Annotated in this window: 23 protein-coding genes; 13 read left to right on the top strand and 10 right to left on the bottom strand. The window is 44.0% G+C overall.

What is annotated here, in order from left to right; genetic code table 11:
* The first annotated feature begins 21 nt into the window (after positions 1-21).
* The 7 genes from RBB12_RS04645 (at position 22) to pyrF (ending at position 5,463) form a co-directional block, all read left to right on the top strand.
* Positions 22-462: a ubiquinol-cytochrome c reductase iron-sulfur subunit gene (locus tag RBB12_RS04645; RefSeq protein WP_179384275.1), complete on the top strand. Its 441-nt coding sequence runs from the start codon at positions 22-24 to the stop codon at positions 460-462.
* Between the two features lie 20 nt (positions 463-482).
* Positions 483-920, top strand: a complete 438-nt coding sequence (locus tag RBB12_RS04650) for a thioredoxin family protein (RefSeq protein WP_306013404.1) — start codon at positions 483-485, stop codon at positions 918-920.
* On the top strand, positions 917-1,912 hold the full coding sequence (locus RBB12_RS04655) for an FAD:protein FMN transferase (protein WP_306013403.1): 996 nt from the start codon (positions 917-919) through the stop codon (positions 1,910-1,912). The genes RBB12_RS04650 and RBB12_RS04655 overlap by 4 nt, the downstream gene beginning before the upstream one ends.
* 12 nt (positions 1,913-1,924) lie before the next feature.
* A complete protein-coding gene (locus RBB12_RS04660) occupies positions 1,925-2,134 on the top strand; it encodes a DUF4266 domain-containing protein (protein WP_179384272.1) in 210 nt (69 codons plus the stop codon).
* Positions 2,135-2,214: 80 nt separating this feature from the next.
* The gene (locus RBB12_RS04665; RefSeq protein WP_306013473.1) at positions 2,215-3,459 is read left to right on the top strand and encodes a DUF3570 domain-containing protein; all 1,245 of its coding nucleotides are present in this window, start codon (positions 2,215-2,217) and stop codon (positions 3,457-3,459) included.
* 69 nt (positions 3,460-3,528) lie between these two features.
* Positions 3,529-4,605: a peptide chain release factor 1 gene (gene prfA, locus RBB12_RS04670; RefSeq protein ID WP_179384270.1), complete on the top strand. Its 1,077-nt coding sequence runs from the start codon at positions 3,529-3,531 to the stop codon at positions 4,603-4,605.
* Positions 4,606-4,641: 36 nt separating this feature from the next.
* Positions 4,642-5,463 (top strand): orotidine-5'-phosphate decarboxylase, encoded by an 822-nt coding sequence (gene pyrF / locus RBB12_RS04675; RefSeq protein ID WP_306013402.1) that lies wholly within the window; start codon positions 4,642-4,644, stop codon positions 5,461-5,463.
* A gap of 8 nt (positions 5,464-5,471) precedes the next feature.
* Here the strand turns inward: pyrF and RBB12_RS04680 are convergent, their stop codons facing one another.
* A complete protein-coding gene (locus tag RBB12_RS04680) occupies positions 5,472-5,663 on the bottom strand; it encodes a hypothetical protein (protein WP_179384268.1) in 192 nt (63 codons plus the stop codon).
* 244 nt (positions 5,664-5,907) lie between these two features.
* On the opposite strand from RBB12_RS04680, the gene RBB12_RS04685 reads away from it, so the two are divergent.
* The gene (locus RBB12_RS04685; protein WP_306026717.1) at positions 5,908-6,387 is read left to right on the top strand and encodes a hypothetical protein; all 480 of its coding nucleotides are present in this window, start codon (positions 5,908-5,910) and stop codon (positions 6,385-6,387) included.
* Positions 6,388-6,572: 185 nt separating this feature from the next.
* On the opposite strand, the gene RBB12_RS04690 is transcribed toward RBB12_RS04685, so the two are convergent.
* The 3 genes from RBB12_RS04690 to purU form a co-directional block, all read right to left on the bottom strand.
* Positions 6,573-7,277 (bottom strand): DUF4197 domain-containing protein, encoded by a 705-nt coding sequence (locus RBB12_RS04690; RefSeq protein WP_293284420.1) that lies wholly within the window; start codon positions 7,275-7,277, stop codon positions 6,573-6,575.
* Between the two features lie 122 nt (positions 7,278-7,399).
* Positions 7,400-9,691 carry a glycoside hydrolase family 65 protein gene (locus RBB12_RS04695; RefSeq protein WP_306013400.1) on the bottom strand — a complete coding sequence of 764 codons (2,292 nt, stop codon included), beginning with the start codon at positions 9,689-9,691 and terminating at the stop codon, positions 7,400-7,402.
* A gap of 52 nt (positions 9,692-9,743) precedes the next feature.
* The gene (gene purU, locus RBB12_RS04700) at positions 9,744-10,592 is read right to left on the bottom strand and encodes a formyltetrahydrofolate deformylase (protein ID WP_293284424.1); all 849 of its coding nucleotides are present in this window, start codon (positions 10,590-10,592) and stop codon (positions 9,744-9,746) included.
* 142 nt (positions 10,593-10,734) lie between these two features.
* Here purU and RBB12_RS04705 point away from each other — a divergent pair, with 142 nt between their 5' ends.
* Positions 10,735-14,193 (top strand): methylmalonyl-CoA mutase family protein, encoded by a 3,459-nt coding sequence (locus tag RBB12_RS04705; protein ID WP_306013399.1) that lies wholly within the window; start codon positions 10,735-10,737, stop codon positions 14,191-14,193.
* Between the two features lie 16 nt (positions 14,194-14,209).
* Here the strand turns inward: RBB12_RS04705 and RBB12_RS04710 are convergent, their stop codons facing one another.
* Entirely contained in the window at positions 14,210-14,602 is a 393-nt protein-coding gene (locus RBB12_RS04710) for a hypothetical protein (protein WP_306013398.1), read from the bottom strand.
* A 121-nt stretch (positions 14,603-14,723) separates the two neighbouring features.
* On the opposite strand from RBB12_RS04710, the gene RBB12_RS04715 reads away from it, so the two are divergent.
* The 3 genes from RBB12_RS04715 (at position 14,724) to RBB12_RS04725 (ending at position 17,364) form a co-directional block, all read left to right on the top strand.
* Positions 14,724-15,176: an Lrp/AsnC family transcriptional regulator gene (locus tag RBB12_RS04715; RefSeq protein WP_179384261.1), complete on the top strand. Its 453-nt coding sequence runs from the start codon at positions 14,724-14,726 to the stop codon at positions 15,174-15,176.
* Positions 15,177-15,239: 63 nt separating this feature from the next.
* Entirely contained in the window at positions 15,240-16,661 is a 1,422-nt protein-coding gene (locus RBB12_RS04720; RefSeq protein WP_306026641.1) for an alpha/beta hydrolase, read from the top strand.
* A 64-nt stretch (positions 16,662-16,725) separates the two neighbouring features.
* Entirely contained in the window at positions 16,726-17,364 is a 639-nt protein-coding gene (locus RBB12_RS04725) for a DUF1684 domain-containing protein (RefSeq protein WP_306013396.1), read from the top strand.
* 38 nt (positions 17,365-17,402) lie between these two features.
* Here the strand turns inward: RBB12_RS04725 and RBB12_RS04730 are convergent, their stop codons facing one another.
* From RBB12_RS04730 to RBB12_RS04750, 5 genes are all read right to left on the bottom strand, one after another.
* Positions 17,403-18,152 (bottom strand): DUF6733 family protein, encoded by a 750-nt coding sequence (locus RBB12_RS04730; RefSeq protein ID WP_306013395.1) that lies wholly within the window; start codon positions 18,150-18,152, stop codon positions 17,403-17,405.
* A 319-nt stretch (positions 18,153-18,471) separates the two neighbouring features.
* The gene (locus RBB12_RS04735) at positions 18,472-19,728 is read right to left on the bottom strand and encodes an ammonium transporter (RefSeq protein WP_306013394.1); all 1,257 of its coding nucleotides are present in this window, start codon (positions 19,726-19,728) and stop codon (positions 18,472-18,474) included.
* Positions 19,729-19,756: 28 nt separating this feature from the next.
* Positions 19,757-20,095, bottom strand: a complete 339-nt coding sequence (locus tag RBB12_RS04740; RefSeq protein WP_179384257.1) for a P-II family nitrogen regulator — start codon at positions 20,093-20,095, stop codon at positions 19,757-19,759.
* Positions 20,096-20,366: 271 nt separating this feature from the next.
* A complete protein-coding gene (gene crcB / locus RBB12_RS04745) occupies positions 20,367-20,738 on the bottom strand; it encodes a fluoride efflux transporter CrcB (protein ID WP_306013393.1) in 372 nt (123 codons plus the stop codon).
* A 313-nt stretch (positions 20,739-21,051) separates the two neighbouring features.
* Positions 21,052-21,240: a hypothetical protein gene (locus RBB12_RS04750; protein WP_306013392.1), complete on the bottom strand. Its 189-nt coding sequence runs from the start codon at positions 21,238-21,240 to the stop codon at positions 21,052-21,054.
* A 39-nt stretch (positions 21,241-21,279) separates the two neighbouring features.
* Between RBB12_RS04750 and RBB12_RS04755 the strand changes: the two genes are divergently transcribed.
* A complete protein-coding gene (locus tag RBB12_RS04755) occupies positions 21,280-21,666 on the top strand; it encodes a nucleoside triphosphate pyrophosphohydrolase family protein (protein WP_306013391.1) in 387 nt (128 codons plus the stop codon).
* The last annotated feature ends 6 nt before the right edge of the window (positions 21,667-21,672 follow it).

Raw genomic sequence — 21,672 nt, forward strand, 5'->3', positions numbered from 1 at the left:
TACATTATAAACCTCTACGCTATGGAAAGAAAGGAATTCCTACGAAGTTTGGGCGCAGGTGCTGCCTTTGCCCTCACATTTCCCTGTTTGCACGGTTGCTCCAAGGACGAAGTGAATGGGAATTTGGTGGAAGAGCCCACGGGAGTCGACTTTACCATCGACCTGACTTCGAACGAAGCAGCAAATCTTTCGCAGAATGGCGGATTTATCTTAAAAAATTTAGTTGTGGTCGCTAGAAATTTGGAAGGCGAATATGTGGCCGCAAGCCAAGTTTGCAGTCATGAATCCTATGATCAGGTACGTTTTGTGAACCAGAACGGTGGTATATTTTATTGTGATGTCCACGGGTCTCGTTTCGACCAAGACGGCACACCGCTCAATCAGGTAGATGGAAACCCTGCCAGAGCCTTAAAGGTGTACAATACAGCACTCAACGGTTCCGAATTACGGGTATTTGAGTAGTTTTGCCAATCCCAAATCGAATGAAAAACATCATCTACATACTACTATTTTGCTTTTCTGGCCTGCTTCAAGCACAACAATGGGAAGAAAGTTTTGATGCGGCCCTTGCCAAAGCGTCGGCCGAAGAGAAACCGATTGTTCTTGTGTTTTCGGGTTCGGATTGGTGTGCCCCATGCATTCGTTTAAAGCGACATATTTTTGACAGCGATGAGTTTAAGGCCTACGCTTCGGAACATTATGTGATGTACGATGCCGATTTCCCTCGGAAGAAGCAGAACAAACTGCCCGAGGAAAAGATGAACGTAAACAAATCCCTAGCTGAAAAATATAACCCAAAGGGTTATTTTCCGTTGGTGGTGGTGATGGACAAAAATCAGAAAGTCTTGGGAACCACAGGCTTTGTGGCCCGAACCAGTCCCGAAAAGTATATCAAGACCCTTAACAAGTTCATCCAATGAAGACCCTACTTGTCTTGACCTGCAGTCTTTGTTGCCTGCTGTCGTTCGGGCAGTCGAGGCAAACGGATGTGACGGTAAAAAAGACCTTGAAATTGATGGGGACCCGGTTTGAGATTACCGTCGTGGCACCCAACGAGGAAATAGGGTACATCAACATTGACGAAGCTGTTTCCGAAATTGAACGTATCGAAAGGCTCATTTCATCATGGGATGAAAAATCAGAAACGTCCTTGATCAATAAAAATGCTGGTATTAAACCCGTAAAGGTGAGTCGGGAACTGTTTAATTTAATAGAACGGGCCATCAAAATATCGGAAATCACTGATGGGGCTTTCGATATCACCTATGCTTCCATGGACCAAATCTGGAAGTTTGATGGGAGCATGGACAAAAAGCCCACGGCTGACGAAATCAAAAACTCTGTGGCGAAGGTGGGGTATCAAAAACTGGTATTGGATGCCGAAAACGCAACCGTATTTCTTCCCGAGAAAGGTATGAAAATCGGATTTGGAGCCATTGGCAAGGGCAATGCCGCCGATAAGGCCAAAGATCTATTGGTTTCCAAAGAGGTCAAAGGCGGAATCATCAATGCTTCTGGTGATCTTACTACTTGGGGAACCAAAGTCACAGGCGAAAAATGGTTGGTGGGCATCGCCAATCCGCTCAGTAAGGATAAAGTGTTCAGTTGGCTGCCTGTTGTGGAGTCCTCTGTGGCCACATCCGGGAATTACGAAAAATATATTATCATCGACGGGGAAAAATACTCCCATATTATCGACCCAAGGACGGGGTACCCCACCAAGGGCATCAACAGTGTATCCATTTTTGCGAAGCAAGCCGAGTTGTGCGATGCCTTGGCCACCGCGGTTTTTACGATGGGCCGTGATGTTGGTCTGCATATGATCAATCAAATTGATGGGGTAGAGGCTGTCATTGTGGATTCGGAAAATAAAGTTCATCGAAGTTCGGGCATCCTGTTCGATACGAATTAGTACATTTAGCTCATGCAAAAACTCTTTTGGTTTATCATACTTCTGATTGGTCTCAATTCCTGCGTTGTTGTTCGAGAGTACGACAAGGTGTACGTGAACGATGAGGAGATGCAGTTGAGTGCAAGGCCGTGCGAGCGGTTCGAGACCAATTTCCATATTTATAGGGAGGCATCCGCTGGTGCCAACGGAGGCAAAACAGGTGGGGGATGCGGATGCAATTAATACAAAGCAGCAATCGATATAACAGCCCGATGACTGAATTCTCCAAACCCATAAAAACCATTTTTCTTGTCTTTTTCTTAATGATGGCAGGTATGGGCTGGTCACAGCAGAGCAATACCTCTTATAAACAAAGAGTTCTGGAAGCTAGTGAAGTTGACTTGTTGTTCAGTTATTACAATCAGGATGGGCAAAATGCTGCCGTTACCGGCGGTGAGGGCACGGAGGAGTTGACAGATGCCACTTCGAGCATCGTGCTTCGTATGCCTATGAACGAAGACGATATCTTAACGGTAGATGTGGGTCTTTCTGCCTATACTTCAGCATCTTCCAGTAACGTCAATCCTTTGGATGGCGGCGTGGATGTGAGCCCGTTTGATGCCTCTTCGGGCGAATCGCGCAAGGATGTGCTGGCTTATATCAACCCAACTTACGAGCACAGTTCCGATGACCGCAATACCATTTGGAGCGCCAACGGTTATTTTTCATCCGAGTACGATTATGTTTCGATTGGATTTGGTGGGAGTTTTACCAAATTGTTCAATGAAAAGAATACGGAAATCACCCTAAGCGGTCGTGTGTTTCTGGATAAATGGAATTCGCAATACCCCATAGAGCTGCGAAACGGTTTTTTTGATGATCGCATCACTGGAAATGGGAGCTATCAACCCATTTTTTCGGAATTTGAAAATGAAAACAGAAACTCCTATTCACTTTCGTTGAGTTTCAGCCAAATATTGACGCCAAAATTACAGGGAGCCCTATTTATGGATGTAGTTTCGCAGAATGGTCTGTTGAGCACGCCCTTCCAGCGGGTCTATTTTTCGGATTTTGAGGATTTTTTTATCGATGAGTTCCAATTGGCGGACAATGTGGAGCAATTGCCCGATAGCCGATTCAAACTACCCGTGGGTGGGCGATTGAACTATTATCTGAACGATTTGGTGATACTGCGTTCCTACTACCGTTTTTATTGGGACGATTGGGGAGTTCAGTCGCATACAGCGAGTTTGGAGGCGCCGATTAAGCTTACGGATAAGTTTACCCTGTTTCCCGCCTATCGATACTATACCCAAACAGCTGCCGATTATTTCTATCCCAAGGAAGAGGCCTTGTCTACCTTTGAGTTTTATACGTCCGATTACGATTTGTCCAACTATGATGCGCATCAATATGGGATGGGGGTTCAGTACAAGGACATTTTTACCAGCGCCCGGGTGCTCAGCTTTGGGTTAAAGACCATCAACCTGCGCTTTAGTCAATACGACCGTAGCGATGGTCTCAATGCCTTTATCGTTACCTTGGGGACTACTTTTGTTGGTAACTGATACCTAGGATTTAAAAAATAATCCAACTAAAAAATCGTAAATTCGCATTCCTATTAGGAGGATTGATTTATGCTAGACAAACTCAACATTGTAAAACAACGTTTTGATGAGGTTTCGGACCTGATCATACAACCCGATATTATTGCGGACCAAAAACGGTACGTAAAACTCAACAAAGAATATAAGGACCTTAAAGTACTCAGCGAAAAGCGGGATGAGTACATTACCCTTACCAATAATATTCAAGAGGCCGAAGAAATCATTGCCGATGGCAGCGATGCCGAAATGGTGGAAATGGCCAAAATGCAATTGGACGAGGCAAAAAGCGCCCTGCCCCAATTGGAGGAGGAAATCAAATTCCTTTTGATTCCCAAAGATCCTGAAGATGCCAAGAACGTGGTTATGGAAATCCGTGCAGGTACGGGCGGAGACGAGGCCAGTATTTTTGCCGGAGATTTATTCCGGATGTACACCAAGTACTGTGAATCCAAAGGGTGGAAGACCAATGTAATCGATTTGAGCGAAGGAACCAGTGGTGGTTATAAGGAAATCCATTTCGAGGTGAATGGGGAGGATGTGTACGGTACCCTCAAGTTTGAAGCGGGCGTACACCGTGTGCAACGCGTGCCACAGACCGAAACCCAAGGTAGGGTGCACACCAGCGCCGCTACCGTAATGGTAATTCCAGAAGCGGAAGAATTTGATGTCCAAATAGACCCCAAAGATGTTCGGATTGATTATTTCTGTTCGTCCGGACCGGGTGGGCAGTCGGTGAACACTACGTACTCGGCGGTGCGATTGACACACGAACCAACGGGTATTGTTGCCCAATGTCAGGATGAAAAATCACAGCACAAAAACAAGGATAAAGCCTTTAAGGTACTTCGTGCCCGTTTGTACGATATGGAATTGGCCAAAAAGCAGGCTGAAGATGCAGCCAAACGGAATTCCCAGGTGAGCAGTGGCGACCGTTCGGCCAAAATCCGTACCTACAATTATCCGCAGGGTAGGGTGACCGACCACCGAATCGGGCTTACGCTCTACGATTTGCAGAATATCATCAATGGGGATATCCAAAAAATCATTGATGAGCTGATGTTGGTAGAGAACACTGAAAAACTCAAGGAAGCTTCCGAGATATTCTAATGTATTAAAACCAAGAACGGTCGAGAAACCACCAAAATGAAGATAACAGATTTAATTGCCCAAATACGTCAAAAAAAATCGTTTCTCTGTGTAGGTCTTGATACTGACTTGGATAAAATCCCGAAGCATTTGCTGAAGGAGGAAGACCCCATTTTTGCGTTCAATAAAGCCATTATTGATGCTACGCATCCGTACTGTGTGGCCTACAAGCCCAATATCGCTTTTTATGAAGCCTATGGGTTGAAAGGATGGAAATCCTTGGAACGGACCATGGCGTATATCAATGCAAACCACCCAGAAATCTTTACCATTGCCGATGCAAAACGAGGGGATATCGGGAATACTTCTACCCGCTATGCCAAAGCATTTTTTGATACCATGGATTTTGATTCCATCACCATTGCACCTTACATGGGCAAAGACTCGGTGGAACCTTTTCTGGCATTTGAGGATAGGCATACCATTTTATTGGCATTGACTTCTAACCAGGGGGCTTTTGATTTTCAGACCAAAAATGTGGATGGACAGGAACTCTACAAAGAAGTATTGTCTGTCTCTAAAACGTACAAAGGTGCTGAGCGATTAATGTATGTGGTGGGGGCCACCAAAGCCGATTATTTGGCGGATATCAGAAAAATTGTCCCAGAAAGCTTTTTGTTGGTGCCCGGAGTGGGTGCGCAAGGCGGAAGTTTACAAGAGGTATGCAAGTATGGAATCACCAAGAATGTAGGTTTATTGGTGAATTCTTCCAGAGGAATTATCTATGCATCAAATGGGACTGGCTTTGCGGAAATCGCTGCAAAAAAGGCACAGGAAATTCAGCAGCAAATGGAAATTGAGCTGGATAAATTAGTATAGCCCTCAAACTAAAGACTTTCCAATACTTTTTTAATGCCCTGCGCTTTCCTTTTAAAGAATTCGCCCAATTGGGAATCCTTACCGGAAACACTGGCAGCCTTTTCCATAAAATTGTTGTGCATCACTTCCAAAACGGAGGTGGCATGACTTAAACCGGTGATGGGCGTTACCGTTCCTACTTTACAATACTGATTATTCATAGCTCTTAAGATTTGTTACTTCCAAAGATACGTTCAAATCGGGCTTGTGGACTATGGGCGAAGACGCTATACAGCTATAAATCAGGTAATTTATCTAAAATTTAACGAATCGGCCTTAATCCAATCGAAGGCATTACATTGGGTTAGGATAAAATTAACGTACCTTTAAAAGGAGTCGAATAATTACTAAGGCATCCTTATGTTTAGATCATTGGTCATTTTAGCGTTGTTTTTGCCAACACTGATGACTGCCCAAAACTCGGATAGTTGTCCCTGTTGTACCGAAAATCATAGAGCTTTTGATTTTTGGATAGGGGAATGGGAGGTCGTTAACGCCAAAGATGGTTCTCCAGCCGGAACGAGTCGTATCTCAAAGGAAGAAAACGGTTGTGTTATCCGTGAACATTGGACCAGTGCTAAAGCTGGATATACTGGAACGAGTCTCAATTTTTATAATGCTGAAAGGGATACGTGGGAACAGACGTGGGTAGATAATACCGGTGCAGTGCTAAAATTAAGGGGAAACCGAAAAGGAAATAAAATGATTTTGTCCTCAGATGAGTTTACCAAAGCTGACGGGAAAACCTATACCAACAGAATTACATGGACAAACAACCCGGATGGAACAGTGAGGCAATTATGGGAGGTAGTTGACGAAAAAGGAGCGGTCTCCGTTGCTTTTGATGGCCTGTATCGTCCCATGCAGAAAACAAAAAACCGGTGATGGTACACCGGTTTTTAAACTAACTAACTCAAAAAAATGCTAACTCAGATAACTTGTACAAAATTCAAGTTTAACCTTCAGCTCAAGGTTAATTTAACTTTAGGGTTTTGTTATAATTATTCTTGAATCTTGAAATTATAACGCTTTAGTTTTAAAGTTATTACATTTTTCTGAAAAAATTATGATTAATCTTGTAGAGCGAACACTTTTTTTAACAAATCTGTTGTTCTGGAAGAAACTTTTGTCCTAATTTCCTTTTCTTCCACCGCTATCATAGCATAAACACCTTCCAGCGCTTCATTGGTGGTGTAGTCCGTTAGGTCGGGGTTTACATCATTGGTTAAGGGTAGGTTATTGTATTTGGTGATGATGTTGCTCCAAATCTGGTCTGCACCTACTTTTTGGAACGATTGCTTGATAATGGGATTGAATTTATTGTACAGCTGGGTTTTAGTGGCCTGCTGCAAATATTGGGTGGCGGCATTATCGTTCCCCAGTAGAATTTGCCTGGCGTCGTTGAACGTGATGCCTTTCACAGCCTCTACAAAAATCGGGGTCGCCTCCCCAACGGCATCCTCTGCGGCCCTGTTGATGATGCGCAGCCCCTCGTCGGCCAAACTCGACAATCCAATATCACGTAGCGTTTTGTCTACCTTTTGCAATTCTTCGGGGAGCAAGATTTTTACCAGCTCGTTCTTAAAAAAGCCGTTTTCCAGGGCCAGTTTATTGACCTGTTTGTCAATGCCCATATTCAAGGCTTCCCGCAGACCTTGGGCTATCTGTTCGTTGCCAATGCCCGATGTTCCTTGGGGCAATTGGTTCACGACCTGTTGCAGTTCGGCGCAGCTCATTAGCAGCAGCACAACGGCACTTAGGATTATTTTCTTCATGGTTTTGTGTTTAAAATTGATATGAAAATAGGTGTAATGCTCCATAAATCGATGATTTATGGAGCATTTTAGATGAACTTCTTCTTTGGGAAAACCAAACGACGTGTTTCCTTAGCCCATTTTTAGGACGGAGAGAGCGTTTTCGGCTTGCCGTTCAGCATGATTTCGAGGTCCGCTCCTTCATCAATTGTAAACGTTGTTTCTTTTTGGCTGACGTTCACTTTAATGATTCTGTTCCTAAAATTGATTTTAAAGGAATAGGACTCCCATTGTTCCGGTATTTGCGGAGTAAAGCACAAGGTTCCATTTTGGATGCGCATTCCGCCAAAGCCTTCCACAATACTCATCCAAGTACCCGCCATGGAAGTGATGTGTAGTCCTTCTTCCACCTCCTTATTGTAGTCGTCCAAATCTAAACGTGAAGTGCGCAGGTAAAACGTATACGCCTGCTCCATTCTGCCCAGCTTTGCTGCCTGTATGGCGTGTACGCAGGGCGATAAGGATGATTCGTGAACCGTAAACGATTCATAGAAATCAAAATGTTTCTCCAGCTCGGCACCGGTAAAATGGTCCTCGAAAAAGTAAAAGCCCTGCAAGGTATCAGCCTGTTTAATATATGGCGAACGAAGGATGCGGTCCCAGCTCCAATGTTGGTTGATGGGCCGTTCTTTTTTTCCCAAATCGACCACCCGCACCAAATCCTTGTCCAAGAAGCCATCTTGTTGCAGGTATACGCCATGTTCCTCTGAATATGGGAAGTACATGTGGGCCGCAATTTTTTTCCAAAGTCCGGTTTCGTCATTGCTTAATTGGGTCTTGTCCATGACCCTTTTGTAATCGGATGGGTAGTTTTGTTGTACCTGCTCCAATTGCTCCAAAGCATATTCCAAGCACCATTTGGCCAAATAGTTGGTGTACCAGTTATTATTGACGTTGTTTTCGTACTCATTGGGTCCTGTGACGCCCAGCATCACGTACTTTTTGCGATATTCGGACCAGTTGACGCGCTGTTGCCAAAAACGTGCAATACCGATCAAAACCTCCAATCCCATTTCAGGAATGTAGCTTTGGTCGCTGGTGAAACGTGTGTAGTTAAAAATGGCGTAGGCAATGGCGCCGTTCCTATGGATTTCCTCAAAGGTGATTTCCCATTCGTTGTGGCACTCTTCGCCGTTCATCGTTACCATGGGATAAAGAGCTGCCCCCTTGGTAAAGCCCAGTTTTTCCGCATTTTCAATGGCCTTTTCCAAATGGTTGTAGCGGTACTTTAGCAACTTACGGGCGACCTCCTGATTTTTGGTGGCCATGTAAAACGGCAGACAGTATGCCTCGGTATCCCAATAGGTGCTACCACCATATTTTTCGCCCGTAAACCCTTTGGGTCCAATATTCAAACGGGAATCGGTACCGGTATAGGTTTGGTTCAACTGGAAAATATTGAAACGGATACCTTGTTGTGCCTTAACGTCACCTTCAATGGTGATATCGCTCATTTCCCAAACTTCGGCCCATGCTTTCTTTTGGGCGTCCAAAAGCCCCTCAAACCCTAGCTTGGAGGCTGCATCAAGAACATGGTTGGCCGCTTCGGTCAGTTTTTGGGCATCATGGTTTCTATCTACCGTATACCCTCCAAATTTGACCAAACTTACGCCCTCTCCCTTTTTTACGTTTTGGGAAAACTCAAACCCAATGGAAAGCTCTCCTTTATGCACTTGGTCAGGAGTTGTTTTGGTATGCTCTCCATACACCAAGTGGGCCTGCATAAAAGTGCACACATTAAAATGGGTTTTCATGGTGTGCGATTCCACAAACGCTCGGTTTTTTTCCGATGTAATCTGTGTGGTGTTCCAAAATTTATCGTCCCAGTTGCTGTCCTCGTTGGTGATGCCAGCATCTAGATAAGGCTTAAAGGTGATATCGGCATCGGTGTTCAATGGTGTTACCTCGTAGTGTATCGCCCCCATTTCATCATGGGAAAGACTTAAAAATCGGGTGGCTACCACTTTGATTTCAATATTATTGGCCGTAGTGGCTTCAAAGTTCCTGCGGTACCAACCTTCCTTCATGTTGAGTTCCCGTCTAAAGTTTTTTACGTTTTTGCATTTGGCCAAATCCAACGGCTCACCATCGATCAGCACATCAATACCGATCCAATTGGGAGCGTTCAATACCTTGGCAAAATATTCGGGATAGCCATTTTTCCACCACCCAACGCGGGTTTTGTCAGGATAATAGACCCCTCCGATATAGCTCCCTTGGAATGTGGGGCCGGAATAGGATTCTTCAAAATTGGCACGTTGTCCCATGGCGCCATTTCCGATACTGAAAAGACTTTCCGAAGATTTAACGCGTTCCTTGTCGAAACCTTCTTCGATGAGACTCCATGCATTCGGTTGTATATAATCTTGATTCATGTAAGAATTTGGTGTTAATTGTTGATATTAAGATACATAATCTTTGATTCGATTATGAAAAAATAACGGTTTTGTTATTGTAGACCATTGTTTTGCGGGCTACGTGAAGCTGCACCGCACGGGAAAGGACAATACGTTCCAAATCCCTGCCCTTGGCGATAAAATCCTTCACGGAGTGGGTGTGCGAAACGGCTGTAACATCCTGCTCAATAATGGGTCCTTCGTCCAAGTCTTCTGTTACGTAATGACTGGTGGCGCCAATGATTTTTACCCCTCTCTCAAATGCGGCGTGGTAGGGTTTAGCGCCCGCAAAGGCCGGTAAGAACGAATGGTGAATATTAATGATTTTTTGCGGAAAAACGTCAATCACCTTTGGTGATACAATTTGCATGTATCTGGCCAAAACGATAAAGTCTGCTCCATATTCAGCCAACAATTCCAATTGTTTGTCCTCAGCTTCGGCTTTGTTTTCCTTGGTCACCGGAACGTGAAAATACGGAATGTCGAATTGGCGGGCCACATATTCCAAATCCTTGTGGTTGCTCAAAATAAAGGGAACTTCTACGGCTAGCTCCCCAGAATTGTATCGGCTGAGCAAATCATAAAGGCAATGGTTGTATTTGGAAACGAAAATGGCCATTTTCGGTTTGTACCCATCCGTGTAAGCGTCCCATTCCATTTGAAACCGTGTTGCCAGTTCTTGACCAAAATCCTCCTTGAATTGAGTCAGGTCGATTTCCTGTTCGAACTCGCTTTTCAAACGCATAAAAAATACTCCGGCCTGTTTGTCCACATGTTGGTCCAAATACACTACATTTCCTTGCTGTTGATGGACAAAGGTGGTCACCGAACGAATGATTCCCGATTGGTCGGGACAATGAATGAGAATGGTCAGCTTCATGGGTTAGGTTTTAGTGAGTAAAATTATGGTATTCAAAAAAGGAAGCCCAAACATTTACTATTTTTTGTACAATCTTAATCAAAATCAATTTTCAATTGCATTTTCCGTAAATTGCAGAGCAAAATTACATCCTTTATTAACGATGGAACAAATTAAAGCCTACACACCCAAACATAAAATACGCATTGTAACCGCAGCTTCTCTGTTCGATGGCCACGATGCAGCCATCAATATTATGCGACGAATCATTCAGGCCACTGGGGTCGAAGTGATTCATTTGGGGCATGATAGAAGCGTTTCCGAAGTGGTCGATTGTGCCATTCAGGAGGATGCCAATGCCATTGCGATGACCTCTTACCAAGGAGGGCACAATGAGTATTTTAGGTACATGTTCGATTTGTTGAAGGAACGGGGTGCAGGCCATATCAAAATATTTGGTGGCGGAGGCGGAGTTATACTTCCGGAAGAAATCAAGGAATTGATGGAGTATGGCATTGAGCGCATTTATTCGCCCGATGATGGAAGGGAAATGGGTCTTCAGGGAATGATCAATGATCTGGTGGAACGTTGCGATACTGCTGTCCCAGATTTGACCTTCCCAAAGGGAAGAAGTCTGGAGCAGGAATTGTCCGCCAAGCACCCCAACACACTGGCGCGCCTGATTTCCTTGGCAGAAAATCGTCATGATGTCTTTGAGCAGTTTGCATCAACCATCCAAAAAGAACAGGGCAATGTTCCTGTACTTGGGATTACGGGTACTGGAGGTGCTGGAAAATCCAGTCTGGTGGATGAATTGGTCCGAAGGTTCTTGATGGATTTCCCCGACAAGCATATTGGTATTGTTTCCGTAGATCCTTCCAAACGAAAAACAGGAGGTGCGCTTTTGGGCGATCGCATCCGTATGAACGCGATCAATAACGAACGCGTGTACATGCGGTCATTGGCGACCCGACAGTCCAATTTGGCCCTTTCCAAGCATGTGTCCGAAGCGGTGCAGGTGCTCAAGGCGGCAAAATACGACCTTATTATCTTGGAAACCTCGGGCATAGGGCAGTCCGATACCGAAATTTTGGAGCACAGCGATGTATCCCTGTATGTGATGACGCCCGAGTTTGGCGCGGCCACGCAATTGGAAAAAATTGATATGCTCGATTTTGCCGATATCGTGGCTATTAACAAGTTTGATAAAAGGGGCGCTTTGGATGCTCTTCGCGATGTAAAGAAGCAATATGCCCGTAACCATGGATTATGGCATGCCAATGAGGATGAGCTTCCCATTTTCGGGACCATCGCTTCGCAGTTCAACGACCCTGGCATGAACAGTCTATATAAAAAAGTGATGGATACCTTGGTGGAAAAGGCAGGTTCATCATTACGATCTACCCTGGAAGTGACCCAGGAAATGACCGAAAAGATCTATGTGATTCCGCCGGCGCGGACCAGATATCTGTCGGAAATTGCAGAGAACAATAGAAATTATGATGCCAGGGCCAGGGAGGAATCCAATGTGGCGCAGAAGCTTTATGGGGTATTTATGACCCTGTCCTCCGTTTTGGGAATGGAGCAAGAGCAGGCAGAGGAAGCTTTCTTGGATAAATCGGGATTGAACGAGGAAAACATTAAGTCCCACCTTAAAAATAAGGAGTCCAAAGAACTGGTCAATCTTTTGATCAAGGAATTTGATCGCATCAAAATGTACTTGAACCCACTTTACTGGGAGGCCATCATCAAGTGGCGGGAAAAGGTGAGCCGTTATGCGGCCGAGGTGTATTCCTTTAAGGTGCGGGACAAAGAAGTCAAAATTAAAACCCATACCGAATCCCTTTCGCATAGTCAAATCCCGAAAGTTGCCTTGCCCAAATACAAGGCGTGGGGCGATATTTTGCTATGGATCTTACAAGAGAACGTACCGGGTGAATTTCCCTACACCGCTGGACTGTATCCGTTTAAACGGGAGGGAGAAGACCCCACCCGAATGTTTGCTGGAGAGGGTGGGCCGGAACGGACCAATCGCCGATTTCACTACGTGAGCATGGATATGCCAGCCAAACGGTTGTCCACAGCATTTGATTCAGTGACGCTCTACGGGAACGACCCAGACCACCGCCCGGATATCTACGGAAAAATTGGAAATGCAGGGGTGAGCATTTGCTGTTTGGATGATGCCAAGAAACTATATTCCGGATTTGACCTGAGCAGTCCAATGACTTCGGTGAGTATGACCATTAATGGTCCGGCGCCCATGTTGCTGGCCTTTTTTATGAATGCTGCGATTGACCAAAATTGTGAAAAATACATCAAGGCACACGGATTAGAGCAAGAGGTCCAGAAAAAAATAAAGTCGATTTTTAAGGCGAAGGATGCAGAAGCACCCTCCTATTATGGAGACTTGCCCCAAGGGAACGACGGTCTGGGGTTGATGCTTTTGGGCGTTACGGGGGACCAAGTGTTGCCCAAGGAGGTGTACGAAGATATCAAGGCCAAGACCTTGAACCAGGTTAGAGGAACGGTTCAGGCCGATATTTTGAAGGAGGACCAAGCGCAGAACACTTGTATTTTCTCTACGGAGTTTGCCTTAAGGTTAATGGGGGATGTGCAGGAGTATTTCATTGAGCAACAGGTACGTAATTTTTATTCCGTTTCCATTTCAGGATACCACATTGCCGAAGCAGGTGCCAATCCAATAACGCAATTGGCGTTTACGCTGTCCAACGGTTTCACCTATGTGGAATATTATTTGAGCAGGGGAATGGACATCAATAAGTTTGGACCCAATCTTTCCTTTTTCTTTTCGAACGGGGTGGATCCCGAATATGCAGTCATCGGTCGGGTGGCGCGACGTATTTGGTCCAAAGCCCTCAAAGAAAAGTACGGTGCCAATCCTAGGGCGCAGATGCTCAAATACCATATCCAAACCTCTGGAAGAAGTTTGCATGCCCAAGAAATCGATTTCAACGATATCCGAACCACGCTCCAAGCGTTGTACGCCATCTACGATAATTGCAACTCCTTGCATACCAATGCGTATGACGAGGCCATCACTACCCCCACGGAGGAATCTGTCCGCAGGGCCATGGCCATTCAATTGATCATCAACAAGGAATTGGGCTTGGCCAAAAACGAAAACCCGATTCAAGGCTCGTTTATCATTGAGGAATTGACCGATTTGGTCGAGGAGGCTGTACTGATGGAATTTGATAGGATTACGGAACGCGGTGGTGTTTTGGGAGCCATGGAAACCATGTACCAGCGCTCCAAAATTCAAGAAGAAAGTTTGCATTATGAGACGTTGAAGCATTCTGGGGAATACCCCATCATTGGGGTCAATACCTTTTTGAGTTCCAAAGGCTCGCCTACCATTCTGCCAGCAGAAGTCATCCGGGCTACGGAAACCGAAAAGCAAAATCAAATCAAGACACTGGAAAACCTGCACAAACGGGAAGGCAGCGAAGCCGAAAAACAATTGAAGGAGTTGCAAGAGGTGGCCATCAACAATGAAAATATCTTTGAAAAATTAATGGAGGCAGCGAAATACTGTTCGCTAGGGCAGATTACGGAAGCCTTGTTCCAAGTAGGGGGTCAATACCGAAGAAATATGTAGAGACGATCAATCGTTTTTATGGATGGAGGGATTTCCTCCATTTTTTAAAGTACACCCTAAAGATGCGGATCTCTTTTCTAAGGAGATTGAGGTATTCCTTTTCTTTGACCCCATCCCTTTCCAGTCCGTTGCAATAGGCCAAGATGTTTCGTGTCATGATGTTCACGTAAGAAAGACTTTTCATCCGAACGGAAGGACAGCTGCTCAGTGCGGCCTGTTCCACTTCTTTGGTGATGAGGTTGGCATCGGCCAACAGTGAGCGGGAAATATCGTCCCGAAAGGAGTCGATTTTACGAAAGGATAGAATTTCCCGGTTTTGGGTAAAGTAAGCAGCGACCGCTTCGCTCATATCACGAAGGGCCAAAGATCTGCGGTATACACCTAAGGAATTTAGAGAATTTCTCTCCATTTTTCAAAGCAATTTAGTATCCTAAAATTACGCACGATTTAAATTTTCTTACTTTTGTTAATAAAGCTAAAGTTTGATTTTACTTTTGAAAGCAAAATAATATAGCTCAATTACTTTAAAAATGAAGATAGATGATTTGAATTGGCAAATACTGCATCATTTGCAGCAGAATGCAAGGGAATCGTTTGCCAATATTGGGAGAAAAGTAGGGCTTACGCCACCAGCGGTTGCGGAGCGGGTCAAAAAAATGGAAGATTTGGGCATTGTAGAAGGTTACCGTGCCAACATCTCATACGTGGAGGCCGGATATCAGTTCAAGGCCATCATCATGCTGCGTGCCTTTATGGGAAAGCTCAAACCCTTTTTGGATAAGGTAAAAACATTTCAGGAGGTCGTGAATTGCTACAGGATCACCGGTAACGAAAATATCATCATGGAGGTGGTGTTGCGGGATCAGTCGCACTTGGAAAAATTTATTGATGAGCTTATCGTCTACGGGGAGTGCCGCACCCATATTGTGCTATCCAATGTTGTTGGGAATGCCCCCATCAAAAAAAGCAAATCAGTGAAGTAGATGTCATTTTAATTTGATAATTTCAGAGTAAACTTTGGCCAGATTTTTGTTATGATAAGAATTATGAGAAAAGCATATCTGTTACCGCTCCTGACTATTTTTTGCTCCGTTCACGTTTTTTCGCAACAAATAGTGCTTCGAAAAGGGGAGATTATCGAAAACCTTCCCGTGAACGATTCCACCCAAAACACCTATTCATTATATCTCCCAAAGGATTTTACCAAAGATAAAAAGTGGCCGCTCCTTTTGTTGGCCGATTTGGAGGGGAATGACAAAAAGGTGATTTCCATGTTTTTGAACGCTGCAGAAGAGGAGGGGTATGTTTTGGCGGCTCCAAAACTTTACGACAGTATTTCGCTGACCAATAAAATGGTGTTGATAGGCAATACCATCCAACGTGTCGGTGATATGTTGCCCATTCATACGGACCGTATCTACACGGGTGGTGAGAATTCCAGCGGTCGTTTTGCTACGCTGGCGCCTGTATTGCTCAATGGGGTAAATGGTTCTATGGCCATTGGAGCATCACTGGCCAATAGCGAATTGATCAATGTGAAAAAACCGTTTCACTTTGTGGGTATTATTAGTAAGGAAAACTATAATTACCCTTATATGCTCACGGATTCCAAGCTCTTGGACCGCTTAAAGTTTCCCAATCAGGTATTGATTTACGACGGCAACGGGGAATGGCCAAGTACCGCCTATATCCGAAAGGGTCTCCAATTATTCACTTTGGATGCCATGGGCAGAAAGTGGATACCCAAGGATACGATGTACGTTGAAAATGCGTACAAGGAGGACTTGGAAAAGGTCAATCAACTTATCGGAATTGGCGATTTCTTATGGGCGGAGCAGTACATGACCGAGATGATGTCCATGTACGGTGCCCTTAAAAACACGGATTCCTTGAGGTCTGTCCAGCGGGATTTGAGACGCGACAGGGAGTATAGGGTGATGCAGCGTGCCGAAAACGCGGCCTTTTTGCAGGAGTCCATTCTAAAGGAGGATTACCAATACTATATGGAGGATGATATGTACACCCATAACTTCAATAATTTGGGATGGTGGAACTACCAAATGGGAGAAATCGGGAAGTTTATAGCCAGTGCGAAACCTTTTGAGAGGCAAATGGGACATCGATTAAGAGGTTACGTGAACGCCTTGGCCGAAGACAGTATTACCCTTGTGCTGGCAGAGGAAGTGGTGGATGAGGACGCGCTCGCTTTTTTGTACATGTTGAAAACCATCTTGGATCCCGAGGATACCGAGTATTATTTTAAGATCATTTCGTTGAGCGCCAAAAATGATGATTTTGGTACTTCGCTGTTCTACTTGGAGGAACTATTGAAAAAAGGCTATAAGGATCGCGAAAAAATATACAGTTTGGAGGATACGGCGCTCCTGCGTATCACCCCAGAATTTAATGAAATGGTTTCCAAATACTTGGAAGATGCCAGGTACGACATTAAGATAGAGGACAATTAAGGTGCTTCTGACCTAATCCTTTGTTTGTGCGGGATAAGCTGTATTTTTGCACAAATACTTCAAGATGAAATATGCAGTCTTACTTTTGGCAATTGGTTTGGTGGCCTGTGGTAGAGGTAAAAAGTACCACGACGAGGAAGACACAGTTACCGCCACATCCGATTTGGTAGCAGAAATCTTGGAATACCAAAAACAGCAGAATGAAAGTTTCAAAGACCCCGATTCTTCTCCCTTACCCGATAAATACCGAAAGGATTTTGAGAGTTTGGACTTCTTTGAGCCCGATACCTCTTACATTGTAAAGGCCAGGTTTGAAAGAACTCCTGATGCCGAACCTTTTTTGATGCCAACCACAACAGATAGGCAGACTCAGGAAGTTGTCTACGGCATTGCCCATTTTTCGTTGAACGGTAAAGCGCATCAACTGGAAGTGTACCAGAGTTTGGGCCTGCTGGACGATGAGGAATTTGAGGATTACCTTTTTTTGCCTTTTATGGATGAGACCAACGGTGAGGAAACCTACGGTGGTGGTCGGTACATCGACCTTTCCATTCCCGATGGGGATACCCTAGTGATCGATTTTAACCGAGCGTACAACCCCTATTGTGTGTACAACAAAAAGTTCTCCTGCCCTCTAGTGCCAAGGCAAAATTATTTGAGAACTGAGGTGAGAGCAGGAGAGAAAAACTTTTTGATGGAATGATTATCTATTCGTCAGGAATACCTCAGAATAGCTAACCATTATAAAGAAATAAAGAAGGATAATTTGTAAAAATCATTGGGAGCAAACCGCTCATCTTCATCGGCCAAGTTTCCTCCGAAGGAAAATCTCAACCCAGCGTTTCCTTTTTGAAACTGTACATAAGGCCCTAGCCAAACGTAGCCGTCTGCTCTGTCGAGTTCTCCACCACCATTGATTTGACCACCAGACAGGAACAGTTCTTCAAAATGACCTCCCACGGAGAAAAAATCCGTCACCTTGAGACCAAGGTTTGCCCAATAGTGTACATAGTTGTTTGTGGCCTCACCCGTCGCAGTCTTATCGCTCAAGGCTCCGTAGTAACCAAAGTAAAATTGCCCTTCGAGCAGGTCGGTTCCTAAATTAACGGTAAGGTTAGGTACAATACCATCCCCAATGATACCTGGCTGTGCGGCACCGCTGGACAAAAGGCTTCCCATAGTAAAACCTAATTGGGGGTTAATGTCAAATGCCCCTATGGTCTTGTTGTATCCAACGCCAAACTCGGTCCACTGCCCCCATGCGGAGCCGGTACCTGCACCCCATTGAATGCCATAAAACGTAAGGGCATCTGAATCGCTCAAGGAATAGGAAAGAGCCATCATGGGATTAAAGCCAAAAAAGGCATCGTGATTTAGTGTTAGACTTGCGCTAAGTTTGTCGTCACTGCTAGGAGCATCTTGGGCTACACCTTTGGAAATAAAGGCAACACCAGCGAACAACATCGATAAAATAAACTGTTTCTTTTGCATGATTTCTAAGTTTAAAAGGATTAATAATGGTTTGTGCCGCCAAAGGGCACGTTTGTGATAACCCCTTCATTATAAATGAATAGGCAAAAGTTGATTTACTGTATGATTACGGGTGGAAGGTCTCCAGTTGTTCACAAATAGTATTGTCAGTTCTCGGAACAAACTATTTTTAGTATTTTGGAAGAAGATTGCCACTTTCATAATCATATAGTTGTAATGCCTGTAAAAGGGTTTTTAAACAAATTGATTGAGTTAAACACGAAAGAGGTTGTCTGACGGAGCGTTTGGCAGAACGCTCCGTTCCTCTTTATAGCAATAGTTAGTGTTGGTTCATTCGGAAATCCGCATAGGCATCCATCCCATGCTCGTGAATATCGAGTCCGTCGAGTTCTTCTTCTCTTGAAACCCGGAGTCCAGCTGTTTTTTTAATGGCAAACAGAATTATAAATGCGGTACTGGAACAAAAGGTAGCTGCAGCACCTATACCAGCTAACTGTACCAAAAATTGGTCAAAACCGGCTTTGCTCCCAAAAAGGCCAACGGCCAAAGTCCCCCAAATACCGCAGATAAGGTGTACCGTAACAGCACCCACGGGATCATCAAGTTTCAAACGATCAATTAGGGCAACCCCAAAAACAATGATTACCCCCGCAATAAGACCAATGATGACTGCTTCGTTGGGTGACATTTGATCGGCGCCTGCGGTAATCCCCACAAGTCCTCCAAGTATGCCGTTCAAAAACATCGTCAAGTCATAGTTTTTATAAAGCAATGTGGACGTAATAAATGCGGATACCCCTCCAGCTGCCGCAGCAAGGGAAGTGGTGACCAATACCAAAGATGTTAAGGCTGGGTCGGCCGATAGTACCGAACCACCGTTAAAACCGAACCATCCGAGCCATAGGATAAGAACCCCTGCGGTCGCCAGCGGTAAATTGTGTCCAGGAATAGCATTTGTGCTTCCATCCTCTCCGAACTTTCCGATACGACCGCCCAAAAGAAAAATGGCAATCAAGGCACCCCAGCCTCCCACGGAATGGACCAGCGTAGAACCTGCGAAATCATAGAATCCTTCGGCTTCCCCATAGGAGAGGGACGAAAGGAAACCGCCTCCCCATTGCCAAGATCCAACGATAGGATACACCAAGCCTACATACAGTAGGGTGAACAGCATAAAACCACCCAATTTCACCCTTTCCGCAACGGCACCGGAAACAATGGTGGCAGCGGTGGCAGCGAACATACCTTGAAAGAGAAAGTCGGTCCACCAAGTGTATCCACCATCGGCATATGCAGGGGTCATGCCATTCTCCGGAGCTCCAATACCAAAACCAGCAAACTTCAAAAATCCGGTATCCCCGTCTTCAAAGCCTGGATACATCAGGTTGAATCCACCAATATAATATAGGAGTAGTCCCACACATATAATGAATACGTTTTTGAACAAAATATTTACGGTGTTTTTCTGTCTGGTGAGTCCTATTTCCAAAAAAGAGAATCCAAGGTGCATAAAGAATACTAGTCCTGCACAAATCATCATCCATACATTGTTTGCGGTAAATAATCCTGCTTCCATAAGATTTTGCTATTTTTTTGATTGATAATTAGTTGATTCCAGCGCTTCCGCTTTCCTTGGTTCTGATCCTGTAGGCCTCGATAACATCGGAAACGAAGATTTTTCCATCACCCACATTACCGGTACTGGCGGTATCCAATAAAGTGTTCACGGTTTTCTCCAGAAAGTCATCGCTGACCACGATAACCAAATACCTTCGTTGTATATCTGAGGTACTGTAGGAGATACCTCGATACACATGTCCTTGTTTTTCGTTTCCAACCCCTGTTACATCCCAGTAACTAAAGAAGTTGACCTCAATTTGATGCAGGGCCTTTTTGACCTCGTCAAATTTGGATTTTCTAATTATTGCCTCGACTTTTTTCATGATTAAGAAATTAATTGTCGCGTCAAATATATGGGATAATAGAGGAGACTATGAAAAAGAAGAGGGTATTGCACAGATTTTTATGGGTATAAAAAAAACACCCCTATAATTTTAGGGGTATTTAATTTTATAACTTATTTTCTTAGCTATTTGTTGATTTTTATTTAACACAAAACAGTTGAGAATACATTTCTTGCATCAAACGGAAGAAATGAATTGATTTTGTTCAGTTTTTAACAAATTTTTACTGTAAAAATGTAATCTGTAACGATTACAGTTGTTTGGATAGCCAAAGCCCCAAAACTATGGCCAATACACCTATAATGATGCTGGAAACCATGTAAATGGCGAAAGGTAGTAGGTCGCCATTTTTTAAAAGGGAATGTTTTTCAAAAGCAAATGCGGAAAAAGTGGTGAAGCCTCCACAAAATCCTGTGGCTAAAAAAATAGTGTTGTTATAGGATAGCAAGTTGCCTTTGGCAGATAACCCCAAGAAAAGTCCAATGAGGAAACAACCAACAACGTTTACCAAGAAGGTGCCCAGAAAAAAATTTTGGAATACGGGATTAAGGGATTTTGAGATGAGATAGCGCAATACGCTTCCAAATCCCCCGCCCAAAAAAACGAGTAAGGCCTGTTTCATGCCTTAAAAGTACAAACTAAACCGCTTCTTTGTACTCGGTCTCTAATGCCTCTCGGGGGAAAAGTTTGGTAGTAGAGGTCGCTGAAATCCGCTGAATCGGTTTTGTAAATCTTTCTTTTGCTCCGTTGACGCTGAAAATCAACAGAATGGCATTAATTGCAAGCAAAACGAACAGAATACTAAAAAAAACAGTCATTTAGGTTAGGTGCTGAATTAGTGTTAAACAAAAGTACGGTTTTTCCTATAAGAACGAAATGGAACGGTCACTATTGTTGCAAAACCGTTCATTTTTGTGGTTAAGTCAAATCTGTTGTTAATTTTTAAGAAAGAACTTAATAATGAAGAGGATAATTATAAAAGTTATGAAAGAAACAAGGATCCAAATGACGCCCTTGTAGTTCTTTTTGTGCAATTTTTTGTCCTTATGGTAGGAAAGGGAGATGATTACAACAAAAGCGATGAAAAATAAGGCGGCAAAAATGAGCTGTCCCGTGCTGAACATATTTTATATTTTTATGCAAAGCTAAATCAAAATTAAGTAATGAAACGTAAAATTAAAGCAGTGGAGCTCTTTCACAATTCCTTTGGATTGGGAGTTTTGCAACAACCGAAAGCCAATTTAGGTCCCGAAAAGAATACATTAAGGTTTAATTTGATGGACGAGGAAAATAAGGAATATTTGGAGGCCGCGAACAATGGCGACCTAGTGGAGGTAGCCGATGCTTTGGGCGATATGCTCTATATTTTGTGCGGAACCATTTTGGAGCATGGCATGCAATATAAAATAGAGGAGGTTTTTGAAGAGATTCAGCGAAGTAATATGAGCAAATTGGGTGCCGATGGAAAACCGATATACCGGGAAGATGGAAAAGTACTCAAAGGTCCCAATTATTTTAAACCGGATATACAGACCATCATGGATAAATAAAAAAGG

Origin of the sequence: Allomuricauda sp. MMSF_3307, assembly GCF_030733585.1 — a bacterium.
Taxonomy (GTDB): Bacteria; Bacteroidota; Bacteroidia; order Flavobacteriales; family Flavobacteriaceae; genus Flagellimonas.

Excerpts from the sequence above, each read along its gene's own strand:
- RBB12_RS04655 (WP_306013403.1), top strand. The coding sequence starts at position 917 with ATGAAGACCCTACTTGTCTTGACCTGCAGTCTTTGTTGCCTGCTGTCG.
- pyrF (WP_306013402.1), top strand. The coding sequence starts at position 4,642 with ATGAAGATAACAGATTTAATTGCCCAAATACGTCAAAAAAAATCGTTT.
- RBB12_RS04685 (WP_306026717.1), top strand. The coding sequence starts at position 5,908 with ATGACTGCCCAAAACTCGGATAGTTGTCCCTGTTGTACCGAAAATCAT.
- RBB12_RS04660 (WP_179384272.1), top strand. The coding sequence starts at position 1,925 with ATGCAAAAACTCTTTTGGTTTATCATACTTCTGATTGGTCTCAATTCC.
- RBB12_RS04645 (WP_179384275.1), top strand. The coding sequence starts at position 22 with ATGGAAAGAAAGGAATTCCTACGAAGTTTGGGCGCAGGTGCTGCCTTT.
- RBB12_RS04650 (WP_306013404.1), top strand. The coding sequence starts at position 483 with ATGAAAAACATCATCTACATACTACTATTTTGCTTTTCTGGCCTGCTT.
- RBB12_RS04755 (WP_306013391.1), top strand. The coding sequence starts at position 21,280 with ATGAAACGTAAAATTAAAGCAGTGGAGCTCTTTCACAATTCCTTTGGA.
- RBB12_RS04730 (WP_306013395.1), bottom strand. The coding sequence starts at position 18,152 with ATGCAAAAGAAACAGTTTATTTTATCGATGTTGTTCGCTGGTGTTGCC.
- prfA (WP_179384270.1), top strand. The coding sequence starts at position 3,529 with ATGCTAGACAAACTCAACATTGTAAAACAACGTTTTGATGAGGTTTCG.
- RBB12_RS04705 (WP_306013399.1), top strand. The coding sequence starts at position 10,735 with ATGGAACAAATTAAAGCCTACACACCCAAACATAAAATACGCATTGTA.
- RBB12_RS04695 (WP_306013400.1), bottom strand. The coding sequence starts at position 9,691 with ATGAATCAAGATTATATACAACCGAATGCATGGAGTCTCATCGAAGAA.
- RBB12_RS04690 (WP_293284420.1), bottom strand. The coding sequence starts at position 7,277 with ATGAAGAAAATAATCCTAAGTGCCGTTGTGCTGCTGCTAATGAGCTGC.
- RBB12_RS04735 (WP_306013394.1), bottom strand. The coding sequence starts at position 19,728 with ATGGAAGCAGGATTATTTACCGCAAACAATGTATGGATGATGATTTGT.
- RBB12_RS04710 (WP_306013398.1), bottom strand. The coding sequence starts at position 14,602 with ATGGAGAGAAATTCTCTAAATTCCTTAGGTGTATACCGCAGATCTTTG.
- RBB12_RS04665 (WP_306013473.1), top strand. The coding sequence starts at position 2,215 with ATGATGGCAGGTATGGGCTGGTCACAGCAGAGCAATACCTCTTATAAA.
- RBB12_RS04725 (WP_306013396.1), top strand. The coding sequence starts at position 16,726 with ATGAAATATGCAGTCTTACTTTTGGCAATTGGTTTGGTGGCCTGTGGT.
- RBB12_RS04750 (WP_306013392.1), bottom strand. The coding sequence starts at position 21,240 with ATGTTCAGCACGGGACAGCTCATTTTTGCCGCCTTATTTTTCATCGCT.
- crcB (WP_306013393.1), bottom strand. The coding sequence starts at position 20,738 with ATGAAACAGGCCTTACTCGTTTTTTTGGGCGGGGGATTTGGAAGCGTA.
- RBB12_RS04715 (WP_179384261.1), top strand. The coding sequence starts at position 14,724 with ATGAAGATAGATGATTTGAATTGGCAAATACTGCATCATTTGCAGCAG.
- RBB12_RS04720 (WP_306026641.1), top strand. The coding sequence starts at position 15,240 with ATGAGAAAAGCATATCTGTTACCGCTCCTGACTATTTTTTGCTCCGTT.
- RBB12_RS04740 (WP_179384257.1), bottom strand. The coding sequence starts at position 20,095 with ATGAAAAAAGTCGAGGCAATAATTAGAAAATCCAAATTTGACGAGGTC.
- purU (WP_293284424.1), bottom strand. The coding sequence starts at position 10,592 with ATGAAGCTGACCATTCTCATTCATTGTCCCGACCAATCGGGAATCATT.
- RBB12_RS04680 (WP_179384268.1), bottom strand. The coding sequence starts at position 5,663 with ATGAATAATCAGTATTGTAAAGTAGGAACGGTAACGCCCATCACCGGT.